Source organism: Kitasatospora sp. NPDC059722 (genome assembly GCF_042733235.1).
Classification (GTDB): Bacteria; Actinomycetota; Actinomycetes; order Streptomycetales; family Streptomycetaceae; genus Kitasatospora.
The window spans coordinates 46,456-60,226 of sequence record NZ_JBHWGD010000047.1 but is presented as its reverse complement, the minus strand read 5'-3'; the positions used below and the strand labels follow the sequence as shown (position 1 = coordinate 60,226).

At 73.7% G+C, this 13,771-nt stretch carries 12 protein-coding genes; 4 read left to right on the top strand and 8 right to left on the bottom strand.

Translation table 11 applies throughout. The features are described 5' to 3' along the window. Positions 1 to 55: 55 nt before the first annotated feature. A complete protein-coding gene (locus ACFV4F_RS27000; RefSeq protein WP_380506186.1) occupies positions 56 to 1,246 on the top strand; it encodes an Ig-like domain repeat protein in 1,191 nt (396 codons plus the stop codon). Positions 1,247 to 1,416: 170 nt separating this feature from the next. On the opposite strand, the gene ACFV4F_RS26995 is transcribed toward ACFV4F_RS27000, so the two are convergent. The 4 genes from ACFV4F_RS26995 to ACFV4F_RS26980 all read right to left on the bottom strand — a co-directional run bounded on the left by ACFV4F_RS26995 (position 1,417) and on the right by ACFV4F_RS26980 (position 6,039). Further along, a complete protein-coding gene (locus ACFV4F_RS26995) occupies positions 1,417 to 2,124 on the bottom strand; it encodes a helix-turn-helix domain containing protein (RefSeq protein ID WP_380445879.1) in 708 nt (235 codons plus the stop codon). Further along, complete coding sequence (locus ACFV4F_RS26990; protein WP_380445880.1) at positions 2,121 to 4,358, bottom strand: hypothetical protein; 2,238 nt, start codon at positions 4,356 to 4,358, stop codon at positions 2,121 to 2,123. The genes ACFV4F_RS26995 and ACFV4F_RS26990 overlap by 4 nt, the downstream gene beginning before the upstream one ends. 7 nt (positions 4,359 to 4,365) lie before the next feature. Continuing rightward, on the bottom strand, positions 4,366 to 5,007 hold the full coding sequence (locus ACFV4F_RS26985) for a DNA-binding protein (protein ID WP_380445881.1): 642 nt from the start codon (positions 5,005 to 5,007) through the stop codon (positions 4,366 to 4,368). Positions 5,008 to 5,103: 96 nt separating this feature from the next. Beyond that, the gene (locus ACFV4F_RS26980) at positions 5,104 to 6,039 is read right to left on the bottom strand and encodes a hypothetical protein (RefSeq protein ID WP_380445882.1); all 936 of its coding nucleotides are present in this window, start codon (positions 6,037 to 6,039) and stop codon (positions 5,104 to 5,106) included. Between the two features lie 117 nt (positions 6,040 to 6,156). On the opposite strand from ACFV4F_RS26980, the gene ACFV4F_RS26975 reads away from it, so the two are divergent. Together ACFV4F_RS26975 and ACFV4F_RS26970 are read left to right on the top strand one after the other, a co-directional pair. Beyond that, positions 6,157 to 6,510, top strand: a complete 354-nt coding sequence (locus tag ACFV4F_RS26975; protein ID WP_380506183.1) for a hypothetical protein — start codon at positions 6,157 to 6,159, stop codon at positions 6,508 to 6,510. Between the two features lie 181 nt (positions 6,511 to 6,691). Then, entirely contained in the window at positions 6,692 to 7,162 is a 471-nt protein-coding gene (locus tag ACFV4F_RS26970; protein ID WP_380506180.1) for a hypothetical protein, read from the top strand. A gap of 263 nt (positions 7,163 to 7,425) precedes the next feature. Here the strand turns inward: ACFV4F_RS26970 and ACFV4F_RS26965 are convergent, their stop codons facing one another. The 4 genes from ACFV4F_RS26965 to ACFV4F_RS26950 are packed head-to-tail and all read right to left on the bottom strand — an operon-like array spanning position 7,426 to position 10,475. Further along, positions 7,426 to 8,292 carry a glycosyltransferase family 2 protein gene (locus ACFV4F_RS26965; protein WP_380506177.1) on the bottom strand — a complete coding sequence of 289 codons (867 nt, stop codon included), beginning with the start codon at positions 8,290 to 8,292 and terminating at the stop codon, positions 7,426 to 7,428. A gap of 19 nt (positions 8,293 to 8,311) precedes the next feature. Next, positions 8,312 to 9,073: a hypothetical protein gene (locus ACFV4F_RS26960; protein WP_380506175.1), complete on the bottom strand. Its 762-nt coding sequence runs from the start codon at positions 9,071 to 9,073 to the stop codon at positions 8,312 to 8,314. Continuing rightward, positions 9,070 to 9,831 carry a hypothetical protein gene (locus ACFV4F_RS26955; RefSeq protein WP_380506173.1) on the bottom strand — a complete coding sequence of 254 codons (762 nt, stop codon included), beginning with the start codon at positions 9,829 to 9,831 and terminating at the stop codon, positions 9,070 to 9,072. The genes ACFV4F_RS26960 and ACFV4F_RS26955 overlap by 4 nt, the downstream gene beginning before the upstream one ends. Further along, complete coding sequence (locus ACFV4F_RS26950; RefSeq protein WP_380506171.1) at positions 9,828 to 10,475, bottom strand: 2OG-Fe(II) oxygenase; 648 nt, start codon at positions 10,473 to 10,475, stop codon at positions 9,828 to 9,830. Before ACFV4F_RS26950 ends, ACFV4F_RS26955 begins: the two co-directional genes overlap by 4 nt. Positions 10,476 to 11,742: 1,267 nt before the next feature. Here ACFV4F_RS26950 and ACFV4F_RS26945 point away from each other — a divergent pair. Further along, complete coding sequence (locus ACFV4F_RS26945) at positions 11,743 to 13,455, top strand: protein kinase (RefSeq protein WP_380506168.1); 1,713 nt, start codon at positions 11,743 to 11,745, stop codon at positions 13,453 to 13,455. The last annotated feature ends 316 nt before the right edge of the window (positions 13,456 to 13,771 follow it).

Sequence of the window (13,771 nt, the reverse complement as noted above, 5' to 3'; positions counted from 1 at the left end):
CTCAACGCACGGGCACCATGCCGGTTCGTCCGGGCGTCGGAGCCGGGTGGCGGCCGTGGCGGCCGCCGTGTTCTGCGCTGCGGCCGTCGCCCCGCTGGCGCTGCCCGCGCCCGCCCACGCACAGGGCACCTGCACGGTGTCCGGCCCCACCACCACCTGTACGTTCGCCTCCACCGGCGCCGAGCAGACGTTCACCGTGCCCGGCGGTGTCACGCAGGTCGACGTCACGGCGATCGGCGGGGCCGGCGGCGTGGAGGACAACGGCGTCGGCGGCGGCCGGGGCGCCCAGGTGTCCGGCACCCTCACCGGGCTCTCCGGGGGGCAGACCCTCTACGTCGAAGTCGGCGGCACCGCCACCGGCGGCAGCCAGTGCGCCGGTAGCGCGCAGTGCACCGGCGGCTTCAACGGCGGTGGCAGCACCCACTTCGGCGGAGGCGGCGGCGGCGCCTCCGACGTCCGCACCCAGCCCGGCACCACGCCCCTCACCACCACCGACTCCCGCCTCATCGTGGCCGCGGGCGGCGGCGGAGCCGGCTGGGCCGGCCAGTGCACCGGAAGCGCGGGCGGAGACGCCGGCCAGCCGGGCACGGACGCGACCTGCAACGGAGGACACGGCGGCGGGGCGGGGACGTCCACCCAGGGCGGGGCCGGCGGCACCGGCGGGGGCGGGTTCTTCGGCGGTGGGCCCGGCACGCTCGGTACCGGCGGCACCGGAGGCGGCCCGGGCGCCTCCCTGACCGGCGGTGCCGGCGCCGGCGGCTACTACGGCGGAGGCGGCGGCGGCAACATCAACCCCTTCATCAGTCCGAGCGGCGGCGGGGGCGGCGGCGGCGGAGGCTCGTCGCTCGTCCCCGCCGGCGGCACCGGCCCCACCGCCACCAGCGCCGCCCCGAGCATCACCATCAGCTACACCACCCCGGGCAAGCCCGTGAAGACGACCCTGACCGCGATGCCCTCCCGCACCCGGGTCGGCGCTCCGGTCGTGCTCAGTGACATCGTCTGCCCGGCCAGTACGAGCGCCACGACCAGGCCGACCGGCACGGTCACGTTCACCGACACCACCACCGGCACGACCCTCGGCACCGGACACCTGTTCCTCTCCCTCGGCACCTGCGCGGCGACCGGGACCGTCACCGCCTTCCGCACCACCGGCACCCACACCATCACCGCCGTCTACAGCGGCGACACCGTCTACCAGGGCAACAGCGCCAGCCCCGAGACCACCACGGTGACGGTGACGGCCTGAGAATGCCGCAGAAGCGCCGGCCCCGCCGTGGGGCGGGGCCACGCACCGCGGTATCGCGCCCAGGTGACAACGATCCGAACGGTCCCAGGTGCCGTCCGGGCCGGGCTGGAGTTCCGCCGACTGGGCTGCTCAGCCGCCAAATGAAGCGCTCAGTCACAGCCGCGCGCTCCTTACCGGGGCTCGGGGGGCACCCAGGCGCGGACCTCCAGGTAGGCGATGTCGGCGTCCTCGACCGCGCGGCCGGTCTCCACCAGCCACGCGCGCATCGCCTCGGTCACGTCGCCGTGATGGTCCGCCACCCGCTGGGACCACTCGGCCGCGTCGAACCCGCCGGTCGACGCGGAGCCGTAGGTGCGCTCCTCGGTGCCGTCGGAGCGGGGGACGAAGCCGCGCCGGATGCCGCCGGAGTCCTGCTCCGAGCCCGCGCTGTAGACGTACTGGTCGGCCTTCATCCGGACGGTGAAGGCGAGGCGGCCGCCGACCTGGCCGGTCTCGTGCACCACGGGGGCGAGGTGGCTCGCACCGGACTTGATGGCCTGCTTCCCGGCGCGGCCGGCCATCGACCCGCCCGCCTCGCCGACCGTGTCCTTGCCGCGCACCCGGGCCTTCTGCCCGGTCTTGGTCCGGCGGCGGGTGGTGTTCGCCTCCGCGATCCCGGACAGGGCCTCGGTGTCGCGCTCGCCGCCGCGCACCGCGCGAACCACCTGGCGCAGCGCGTTGACCATGCTCGCGCCCTTGCCTTTGGTGAAGAACTGGCTGACCAAGCTGGCGTCGCGGCCGAGCAGCTTGGCGACCTGGCGCTTGGTGTAGCCCTGGTCGATCAGCTCCTGGGTCAGGCGGGCGGCTTCGTTCGGGTTGTTCGGGTCGGCCGGGCTCACTGGTCGGCCCCCTTCGCGGCGAGTTCGGCGCGGCTTAGGCCGCGCAGCTTGAGGTACTGCTCCTGAGACGTCGGGGGCTCGACCGGGCCGGTCAGGTGGCCCTTGAGGAGGTAGTCGCCCACCTCGCCCCGGTAGGGCCAGGGCTGGCGCTCGGTCAGGGCGATGCCGTCGGTGCCGAAGTAGACGACCGTGCCGGGCTTGGCGTGCAGGGCCCCGGCGTAGCCGATGACCTCCTTGCCCTGGCGGTACTTCATGTCCAGCAGCGCCGCCCGGGCGCCGGACCACACGTAGGCCGCCCACTCCGGGTGTGCGTACGGGTCGCGGGAGAAGCCGGCCTGCCGCTGCCAGGTCACCACCTCGCCGTCCTGGCCGAGGATCTCGACCCCGGCAGGGAGGGTCTCTCCGACCGGGGTGGTGCCGGAGACCAGGCGCGGGCGCTGGGCGAAGCTGCCGAGGCCGAACAGCAGCACCGACCGGACGGCGCGGCTGGCGAGGTAGGCGGCGGTGCGCTGGCGCTCGTCGCCGTGCAGCTTGGAGAGGTTGGTCAGGTCCGCCCAGGCCGCCTTGAGGCGCTTCCCCCACTCGTCGAGCGGCTTGCCGTCCTCGAACAGCAGGCCACCGAGGACCTCGATCCGCCACGGCGCGATGTGGTTCGACAGGGCGAGGTGGATCTCCGCGCCGCCCGCCCAGGTGGTGAACGTGGCGCCCGGTGTGGCCGGGTAGATCCAGGCGCGGTCACCGGTCACCGGCGCGGGCAGCAGGCCGACGTGGTCCCAGCCCTGCGGGACGGTCACCCTGATGTTCCAGTGCGAGCAGGACATCAGCGCCTTGACCTGCTCCGCCTCCGACATCGCGGCGAACGCGGCCGCGGTGATCCGGCGCGGGGTACCGACCGGCGACTTCCACAGGTGCTTCGCGTAGGCGAAGGTGCGGTCGTACTCCACCAGGGCGGGCAGCTGCTCCGGCACGCGCGGGGGCAGGATCAGCTCGGTACGACCCTGGCCACCGGTCGCGTGCAGCAGACCCCGCAGCTCCTCGGACAGCACCGGGTAGCCGCCAGCCCACTTGCCCGTGGTCGGGATCGTGCGCGACCACAGGTCCCGGCCCGTCTGCGACGGCGAGCCCATCAGCACCGCGTCGTCCCAGTGGCGGCGCAGCGCCTGCCACAGCAGCCGGAACGCGTCCCGGCAGGTCACGACGTCGGCACCGTCCGGATCGAACCACTCCCCCATGCTCCGGATCTCGGTGGTGGCGCTGTCCGGGGCGCTCGCGGGGGCGTAGCGGCCGACCGGCTGGCGCTGGTGGACGAAGTGCCCGGCCAGCTTGTCCCGGCCCGAGCCGACCGCCGTCGTCCAGCGCTCTGACGGCGTGTTCAGCCAGGCGGCGACCGCGTCCTTGAGCGTGGAGTAGCGCTCGGCGCCGTCGTGCCACGGGGCGCCCGCGGTGATGTAGACCCGCTCCGTGCCCGGCGCGGCGGCCAGAACGGCGTCCAGGATCTCACCCGGGGTGCGGGCGCCGAGGTCGACCCGGACGACCTGGTCGCGGACCGCGAGCATCCCGGCCGCCGCGTCCAGGAACACCGTGGAGCGGGCCTGCTGCGTGAAGTTGGGGCGCTTGGAGACCAGGCCCGTGGTGACGGCCTCGAACCGGGCACCGGCAGGGCCTTCGGGGAGGGTGGGCAGCTCGCGCGGACCGGCCTCGACCACCGGGCGCAGCGCGGCAGCGACCGGAGCGACCGAGAGCGCCGGGACGACCGGCGCAGCGGCGGGGGCGGGCTGCTCGGCGACGGCCTGGTCCTCGACCTCGCTCGGCGCCTCGGTCACCGGGGCGGCCGGGGCGGCCGGGGCCGGCTGCTCGAGTACGGGGGCCGGGCGGGTCAACGCCGGGGCGACCGCGACGGCGGGCTCGTCGACCGGCTCGGTCTCCGGGGCCGGGGCGGGCGCAGCGGCGGCGGCGGCCTGGTTCTCGGTCTTGGCGGTGCGGACGGCGGCCGGGGTCGGGTCCAGCAGCGGCGCGATCCGCACGACGTCGCCGACCGACAGCCCGGAGGCCTTCGCGATCGGCGCGGCCTGGGCGCCCTCGTACCCCGCCAGCCCGGCGACCCGGCGCGAGCGCTGGGCGGCGAGCTTGTCCAGCTCCTTCTGCGCCGCCGCGACCGCCTTCTCGGCGGCCGTGATCCCGGCGCGCAGCTCGCGCAGACCGGCGAGCTCGGCGGTGTACGTCTTGCGGTCCATTAGCGGGTCACTCCCCCTCGTCGGCGGTGTCGGTGGTCGGGTTGGTGGTGACGTAGGCGATCGGGCCGCCGGACACCGACGCCAGGCGGGTGCCGAGCAGCAGGCCCGCCAGGCGTGCGTCCTCCGGGTCGGCGGGGGCAGCGGCGTTGGCGGGGGCGGTGAGGTCGGTCAGGTAGCCGGCCAGCCTGGCCTTCGGGAAGCGGTAGCGGCCCGTGCTGCCGGCGGTGCCGTCGGACTCCCACTCGGTGAGGCCGGTCAGCACCGCGACGACGAACCCCGCCACCGTCACCGGTAGGACCGCGCCGGCCGCGACGCGGACCGGGGCGCACCGCCACCAGCCGGACAGCGCGGCCAGTAGCTGCGCCTGGTCCAGCCCGGTGCCGAAGCCGATCCAGTCACGGTCCGGCTCGTCGACCCGGGCGGGGGCGTCCGAGCGCAGCACCGCGACCTCGGGCGCGCCGAGCGCGGTCAGGTCGGCGGCGGGCCGGGCCTGCAACTGCTGGAGCGCGTCCAGCGGGAACACCTGCCGGCCCTGCTCGCGCACGCCCGGCACCACACCGGTGGCCACCAGCTTCTTCACCGTCGGGATCGAGCACCCCAGCGCCGACCCGGCCTGACCGGTCGTCACGAACACACTCACAAGCTTCACGCCTATTCACTTGGGTCGAAACGCTAGGGAGACCTTACGCCTCCCAACACTGCCATGCCTTTTCAGTACGTCGCACACGCGTGTCGGGAGGGCAGCTCACTCCTGCTCGATGGGGAACAGCGTCTCGTGCCGTTGCCGGGTGAGGGAGGCGGCCTTGGGGCCAGAGGAGTCACGCAGCTGGGGCAGCTCCATCATCAAGGTGATCAGGTCGACCGGCGGGGCGTAGCCGCCGGAACGCCTGCGCAGGAATTCCTTGAGGTGGCTCTTGCGGGCCGGGATGGTGCGGGCGCGGTCGAGAACACCGCTGGCGACCAGTTCGTCGGCGAGTTCGGGCAGCCGGATCATGTATTCGCCGAAAATGGCGTCCGCGGCTTCCTCGACGGCGTGGATGGCCTCTTGGACCGCGCGCCACCGGATTCGGTTCGCCTCATACTCCTCCTCGCCCGGACGTGGCACGAGGCGCTCGGCTGCGCGACGTCGCGCCTGCGGGTCCTTGGCCTCGCGGAACGACGGGTCGTCCTGCAGCAGGCGTGAGATGCGGGTGACCTCCGCCTCCTCGTCCTGCGCCCTGCGCGTACGGACGTGCTCGACGGCACCGTCCTGCTCGTACCGGGCCTCCTCGGCCTCGGCCTCCAGGTCGGCCACCCACGCGGCCCGGCGGGACCAGAACACCGCGATGCCGTCCAGGACCACGCACAGCTGCACCTCCTCGATCTGGCCGTTGCGGCGCCCGGCACGCCGCCGCAGCCGCTCGACCGCGTCCGACGGCGCGTCGGAGCCTTCGCCGTCGTCCTCGTCGAAGGCGTCCTCCAGGAAGCTCTCGGCGTCGAACACGATCGTGCTGTGGAACAGCACCCGGGCACCTGCCGTACGCGCACGAGCACAGAGTTCCTCCGGCGTTATCGCCTCGTGGTCCACGTCCGCCCGGCCGGGGTGGTCCTCCGGCACTGCCGGGATCAGTTGCAGCCCGAACTCCCCTGCCATGACGGGCAACCGCTCACGCAACTCGGCAAGGACAGCGTTCTCGCCCACCTCTGCACCCTTCACTTGATGACTCAGCGCATCGATGCCATGACGATACGAATCCGGACTGACAGTGCGTCACCCGATCGGCGGACAACCGGGCGGGCGGGGAGGAGCTGAGGCCGGTTGAACCGGCTGGTGGCCCTCGGCTGTACCGCTGCCGCCCTCACCCTCACCCTGGGTACCGCCCAGGCCGCGCCCGGCAGCACCGACACGACCTGCTCGTCATCGCTCACCCCGGACGGCTTCGTGGACGCCCAGTGGTGGAACAGCGCCGGCTGCGGCACCGGCTTCAACCCCAACACCAAGAAGATCATGCAGCTCACCGGCTACCCGGTCGGCACCGTGGTCAACGCCTGCGCCTTCACCTGGCCGCCGGCCGGCTGGACGATCGTGAGCAGCTTCTACAGCTCCGGGTGCCAGCACTCCTCGGTGCCGAGCTTCGACAAGAACTCCTGGCAGCTCAAGCGCGTCTCCTGACGGCTGCCGGGTACCCAGGGCTTGCGGACGCCCGGGCCGAACCGCCGACCGAACGGCGGCGCGAGGTGGCCTGCGGCGCCCTGTGATCACGGTTGGCCGGGCCCCGCCCCCATGGTGATCATGACGCATCCCTGACAGCATGGGCAACCGTGCCGCAGGGAGCGGCATTTGGAGGGAGAGCATGCGCAAGGGACTCAATGCACTCGCGGTCGGTGCCGTCACGATGGCCTCGATCGTCCTGGCCAGTGTCCCGGTGTTCGCGGCCGGGGCCGCACCTGCCCAGGCAGCTCCGACGGAGGCCCCGAGTACCGGCACCAGGGTCATCTACGTCCACGGCAACGCGACGCAGACGAATGAGGTCATCTACGGGCCGGTCGGCGAATACCCGTCGAACTGGCCGCAGGCGAGCTCGTGCTGGACCAGCTTCGACCCGTCCAGCCCCGGCGGGCGTGCGATGAACCATTACTACGAGAACTGCGGCTCCTACGTCACCACCGTGTGCCCGGCGGTGCGCATCAACGGCGTCGGCCCGCTGTACGTGTTCATCGACCACGCCGTCTACCTGCACGCCAAGCCGACGGTCGACTACGGCGTCGACTGGCGCTACGAACAAACCACCAAGAACGGCTGGTACACCACCGTCACCTGCTAGAGGTGAGGGCTGGGGGGAAACGCAGGACGCTGTCGGGCAGCTGAGCCCGCATCCGCTGCACGGGCGGGAGCGCGCGGCGATCGGCTCGGCGGCTGCGGCGATCCCGCTTCGTCGGGGCGGGCGGCAAGAGGCGGGCGGCAGGAGGCGGCCCGCTCTCCGGGCGTGGCGGCGACGACCTCCCCGCAGCACCGGCTCCGAGCCCGCCTTCCCGCCGATCGGACCCCGGGCACGGCCGACACGGACGCGACGAGGTGGATCCGGCCTCAGGGGCCGAAGGCCCTGGGTGCCCACTGGTCGAGGTAGTCGGCGATCGGCCGCAGCTCGGTGGTGAGGAGCCGTTGCTGCGCCGCCACCCACGGCTCGGCGAGGACGGTGGCGATCGCGCCGGGGAAGGTGGAAAAGCGTGCGCAGGCCAGGACGGAAGCCCGCAGCTGCGGACCGGGCAGGTGCAAGAGCCCGGTGCGCAGGATGTTCTGGAGCCACGGCTGCTGCTGCGGCCGGTACGGCGGAAGCGTCCGGAAGCGGTGGGTGACGACGGCCCCGGGGATGCCGAGCGAGGGACGCCCCGCGCGCCACCACCGCAGCGCCAGCTCCACGTCCTCCAGCCCGAATCCGCTGAAGGCCGCGAAGCCTCCTTCCATGAGGAAGCGGTCCCGGACGACCGCCAGGCAGCCGCCGGGGAGGAGACCGACCTCGATGGGTCCGGGTCCGGCCACCGGGCGCCAGCGGTAGGTCAGCAGGGCGTCCACGAGTTCGGCCCCGCAGCCCACGAACCGGCTGTCGGAGGCGTCCCGCACCGCGGGTCCGACCAGCGCGTCCGGCGTGCGCTCGAGCGCGGCCACGAGCGGTGTCAGCCACCGGTCGTCCACCGCGCAGTGGGCGTCGAGGAAGACGAGGACCGGTTGGTCCGCAGCCCGCGCGCCGCGGTTGCGGGCCGCGGCCACGCCGACATGGTCCCCGCGCAGCGTCCGCACCCACGACGGCCAGTCCCGCTCGCAGCCGCCGTCCGTGCTGCCGTCGTCGACGAGGACGAGTTGCCGCGGCCGCACGCACGCGCTGGCCACCGACCGGATGGTCTCGGTGACGCGGTCACCCTCCTGGTAGGCGCAGACGACGACGGAAACGGGCACCGAGGAGCGCATGCCGGCGTCACCGATGCGGTGGAACGGCGGGTTGCGGACCGGCGGCGGCGAGCTCCGGCGGCAGGTCGCCGACCACCGAGGCGGGCGTCCGGGCCCGGCTCCAGAAGCTTCGGCACTCCGGCAGCAGACGGCCGTGCCGGGCGGTGTCCACCCAGGTGTACCGCTCCGGTTCCCGGGTCAGGGTGAACCCGCGCAGCAGCGCGAATTCGCAGAACCTGCCGAACCCGGCGGCGTGCGCGTAGTCGCTGATCGACTGGCCGTGTGCGTCCCGGCAGTGGGCACGGAGCCCGGCATACACGTGCCGGGGGACGACCAGGGGCGGCGGCTCGGTCACGTCCGGTCGCACCGGTTCACCGAAGAAGGCGGCCGGGCACCGCCGCCAGCCGTCCGACTCCGGCCGGGCACCGCCCGAGTCGAAGGCCATCCGTGGCCGGCCGCAGTCGAACAGACGGGCCGTCAGCTCGCACGGCGCCGTGAACACCTGGTCCGAGTCCAGGTGCAGGATCATGTCCGCGTCCGTGTAGCGGTCCGCGTTGAGCTTGGTGATCTGCTGGCCGAGGTAGTCGTCGGCGTAGTCGCGGCACGTGGACAGACGGACGCCCGTCGACTCGATCGCCGACGGCTCCATACGTTCCAGACTCGACCGCGGCACGACCACGACGACCTGGCGGTGGCCCGACGCGAACAGGGCGATGGAGCGCAGCGCCAGGGCCAGCCACTGCCGGTCCCGGTGGTAGGACCGGATGAAGACGTCGATGGTCGGGGTCACTCGACGGGCTCGTCCCCGATGCCGATCGTGGGTCCCGGGGTGCCCGTGATGCCGCCGGGCGGCAACGTCATCAGGAGTTCGTCGAACCCGGGGAACACCTCGGCCCACCGCGTGTCGCCGGCCCAGTGCGGCGCGATCCCCGCCGCGAGTGCGAGGTGGAATCCCGTGAGCCGGGAGATCCGGGCCCGGTCGAGGTTGAGGGCCAACGCATCGCCGAGACGGGTGGCGTCCAGGCCGAGTTCCTTCAGCACCGCGGGCGGGCTCGCCGAATACGCCGTGAACTCGGCCCCGCCGGTCAGGATCCGGGCCTGCCGGGGCACGAAGCCGACGTCGGCGAGCTCACCGGAGACGACCGCCGACTGCTCGTTGACGAACAGGGACACCCAGTCCACGCCCGCGCCCGCCAGGTCCTCGAAGAGGAACTTCGTCATCGCCGCCGCCAGCCCCACATTGGTGGCGTCCCGCACGGAGAGGAACGCCGGGGTGAGCAGCGACTGCCCGTTGTCGCTGACCACCGCCACCGCCACGCCGCGCAGGGTCCTCGCACCGATGCCGGACGGCGGCCACGGACGCTCTTCGAAGGCCACGGCGATCCTGGTGCGGGCCCTCGCCGTGAGCGGGACAAGGACCTCGTCGAGCAGGTGCCCGAGGCCGAGCCGTCTGAGGAAGTGGGCCAGCTCCGGCCGGTACTCGCCGAGGAGATCGGTGGTGATCCGCAGTTCCAGACGGTCGTTCAGCTCGTCGTGAAGGTTGTTCATCGCTTCTCCTCGCTGGTACTGCTGTCGTCCACGTCGTAGAGCCACGCCACCGCCGAGTACCGCACGCCGGTGCGCACCGGGCGCACCTCGTGCAGCACATCGGAGCGGAAGGTGACGATGGAGCCGGCTTCCAGCCGGATGTTCTCGGGCGCCACGGTGCCGTCGGGCCGGGGAACGTAGAGGACCAGCGCTCCGCCATCGAAGGAGGGGAGGCCGTCGTGCGGTGTCGCGTCGTTCAGCAGGCAGACGATCGACAGCCGTCGATGGCGGACGACGGCGGGATCCAGTGGGTCGTCGGAGCTGTCCCGGTGGGCGCGGAAGAGTCCGCGCTCGGCATAGCTGCAGAACTTCGGGCCGTCCAGTGCGGCCCGTCGCCATCCCTCGTCCTCGATCGTCTTCCGTGCCACCTCCCGCATCGCGGCGACGACCGGCTTCGACCGCTCGGGCGCCAGCAGGTGCTCCGAGCAGCTGCGCATGCTCAGGTCGACCACGTCCTCGCTGCGGCGCAGCACCGGGCCGGTGATGGCGGCGGACCGGGCCATGGCCTCGACGGCGGCGCGGCAGTCCTGCGGTGACAGCGCGTTGCGCCAGATTCTCGGCTGCGCCTCGTTGCGCTCTTCACGGCTGGGAGTTCCGGTCCGCATCCTTCGCCCGCTCTCGGTTGGTCGTGCGACGGCAACGAGAAACCCGCGCGATAAGTTAACCAACAGTGATGGCATCGTCATGGAAGGTGATCGTCCGGGAGTGTGCCGTGTCTCCGTCGTCGGCTCACGCATCCCCTTCCGGGACCGGCCGGGCCCACCGCCGACAGGACGGGCCGCACGGCCGTCCGGCAGCGGCAGGTCGCCGCAGGCGTTCGGGCGACCACCGGCCCACTGCCCCCGACCGCTATCGGAGGCGCGCGCCGAAATCTCGCGGCGCCGGCGACAGCCACGACATCGACACCGCAATGCCCAGGATGCGCCGGCAGTTCATGCCACGGAGCCTTGACCCGCGCCACCGAAGCCGAACTCGCCATCGTCCCCGAGTCCTGACCGCACCCCGGCCCAGCCGATGGCCTGCGAGCGGGTGGTCGAGGCCACGGCCGTTCCCCAGAGGCCCAGCCGCCGGACGACCGGGCACAGCGCCGAGGCCGAGCGCTTCGACCAGTAGGCACGGCGCAGCGGGCCTGGTGGGCCGGACCCGGCCGGTGCCGGACGTCCGTCAGCCCGCGGCTCGGACAGGGGACGCAACGCCCGCCACCTGGGAGAGATGGCGACGCTTCGTCGACCGCAAACGGCCCGCGCTGCCCTCACCCGAACGACCCCGGCGCGGCGCTGCCCAACGCCTGGCCTACCGCTCCCGGTTCGTCGTCGTGCGCACCCCGGCCCTGGAGCAGATCACCACCAGCGTGCGGGTCCTCACGCTGCGCGGGCGTCACCAGGACGGCACCGCCCGACCCGGGCTGATCGTCATGCGCAGCCGAACGACAGTGCCCGAGACGGCGTGCGGCGACGAGGAGCCCGACGGGTACGGCGACGACGCGGCACGAGACCGACGAGCAGCAGGCAGGCGGCGCCGACGCGGCAGGGCGGCTCGGCGGCGGGCGGTGCGGTAAGGCGCGTAGGGGGCCGCGGCCGGGCAGGCACCGCCTCCTGACGGCCGGCCGGCGGCTCGCCGTGCTCGGGCTCGTCTGCGCCGGAGATCTGCATACCGGGCTCCGCCCCGACGGTGCCACCCGCGTCGCTGGTCGGTTCCTTGGCGTGCCGGCACGGCACGACGCTGCGGGACGCCGGCCCGGGCACGCACGGGAACAAGGTGGGATCTCCCCGGAAATTGGCGTCCGCGCCCCCGGCGGCCGAGAATCTCGGGGATCACCCGTCACGGGCGGATCACCGCGGCGGGCGGGCAGAGGACGAAAGAGGTGCCCAGGTGGGCGAGGACCGGTTGATCACCGGCCGGTACCGGCTGCTGGAGCGGATCGGCAGCGGCGGCATGGGAACCGTGTGGCGGGCCGAGGACGAGCTGCTGGGCCGCGACGTGGCCGTGAAGGAGCTGCGGATCCGCCCGGAGCTGTCGCCCGAGGAGACCGCGACCCTGCTGGAGCGGACCCTCCGCGAGGCGCGCAGCGCCGCCCGGATCAGCCAGCGCAACGTCGTGGTGGTGCACGACGTCGTGGAGCACGAGGGGCTCCCCTGCGTGGTGATGGAGTACGTCCCCTCCCGCACCCTTGCCGCGGTCCTCGCCGAGGACGGGCCGCTACCCGCGGCGGACGCCGCCCGGATCGGGCGTGAGATCCTGGCCGGGCTGCGGGCCGCCCACGCCGCCGGCGTCGTGCACCGCGACGTCAAGCCCGGCAACGTCCTGCTCGCGCTCGACGGCCGGGTCGTGCTGACGGACTTCGGCATCGCCACCATCGCGGGCACCTCCAGCCTGACCAGGACCGGCGAACTGGTGGGATCCGTCGACTACCTGGCACCGGAGCTGGTCCGCGGCGGCACCCCGACCCCCGCCTCCGACCTGTGGGCGCTGGGCGTCACCCTGTACCAGGCCGTGGAGGGGCTGTCTCCGTTCCGCAGGGCGACCGCGATCGAGACCGTCATGGCGATCGCCGCCGACCCGCCGGAGCCGCCGCTGCGCGCCGGTCCGCTCACGCCGCTGATCGGGTCGCTGCTGGAGAAGGAACCGCTGGAGCGGCCCACGGCCGAGGTCGCGGAGCTGCTGCTCGACGACACCGCGGCGGGGTGCGCGAAGCCGGCAGGCAGGACGGAGCACGGCCCGGGCCTGGCCGTCAGGAACGGTGGAGCCCCCGTTCACGCCGTGCCCGGGCCCGCAGCCGCAAGTGGCGCGCACACCGTGGCGCAGCCTCCCGGCACGCTCGTCACACCCGGGGCCCTCGCCGGGGATCAGCTGCCTGCCGCGCCCGCAGCCCGCCCCGCCGTGCGGCGGACCCGCCGCCGAACCGGACTCCGCTGGAGCGTCGCCGCCGCGTTGGCAACGGCCGCCGCAGCCGGCGGTGTCCTCGTCCTGGACCCCGGCCTGCGCCCCGGGAAGCACGAGGCACAGGCCGAACCGGTGCCGTCCCCGGCGACGTCGTCCCCGGCAGGCGCGGCCGGCGCGTCGTCCGTGAGCCCGGCCGGGCCGTCCCCGGCCGCGTCCTCCGCGGCCGTCCCGGGCGGCACCGGCCCGGTGGCCGTCCCCGCCGGGTCCAGCATCCGCCGGGACCCGGCCGGCTTCTCGCTGGCCGTCCCCGACGGCTGGGTGCGCGACACCGACGCCGCCGGCCGGGTCTTCTACCTCTCGCCGGACCACGCCTTCCGGATCGGCGTCCACCCCACCACCCCGAGCGGTCAGGGCATGCTGGCCGAACTCCAGAAGCAGGACGCCGCCGGCCCGCGGACCAACCCGGGCTACCGCGGCGGCAGCGTCCAGCCCACGGTCTTCCACGGCACCGCCGACGCCGCCCTGTGGCTGTGGACCTGGAACGGCTACCCGGACGACGGATTCGGTGCCCGGCGCGTGCAGGACATCTCCTGGACCGAGCAGGGCCGCAGCTACGACTTCTGGGTCTCCGCACCGACCGGTCGCCTCGACGAGGCCAACCGCTACTTCCAGATCGTGTCGGCCACCTTCCGGATCGGCTGAGACCCGGTCACCTCTGCGGCCACCGAGCGGCGCGCGGACGCCGCAGCTCGGCGATATCGAACTCCGTCATCGGCTCCACAGCCCGTTTCGCCACCGCCTCCGGGCCGGCCGGCAGTCCGGGCGGCCCGGCCGCGCCTTCCCGCCGCCGCGTCTTTTAGGGCGGGCCGGCCCGGGCGGGGCGGGGCGGGCTACTTCCAGACCGCTGCGAAGTGGGGGGGGGGGGGGGGGGCCGCGGGGGGGGGGGGGGCGGGCGCCCGCGGGGGCGCGGGGGGGTGTGGAGTCAACGCCTCTCCACGCGCCGGGGACGAGCACGCGG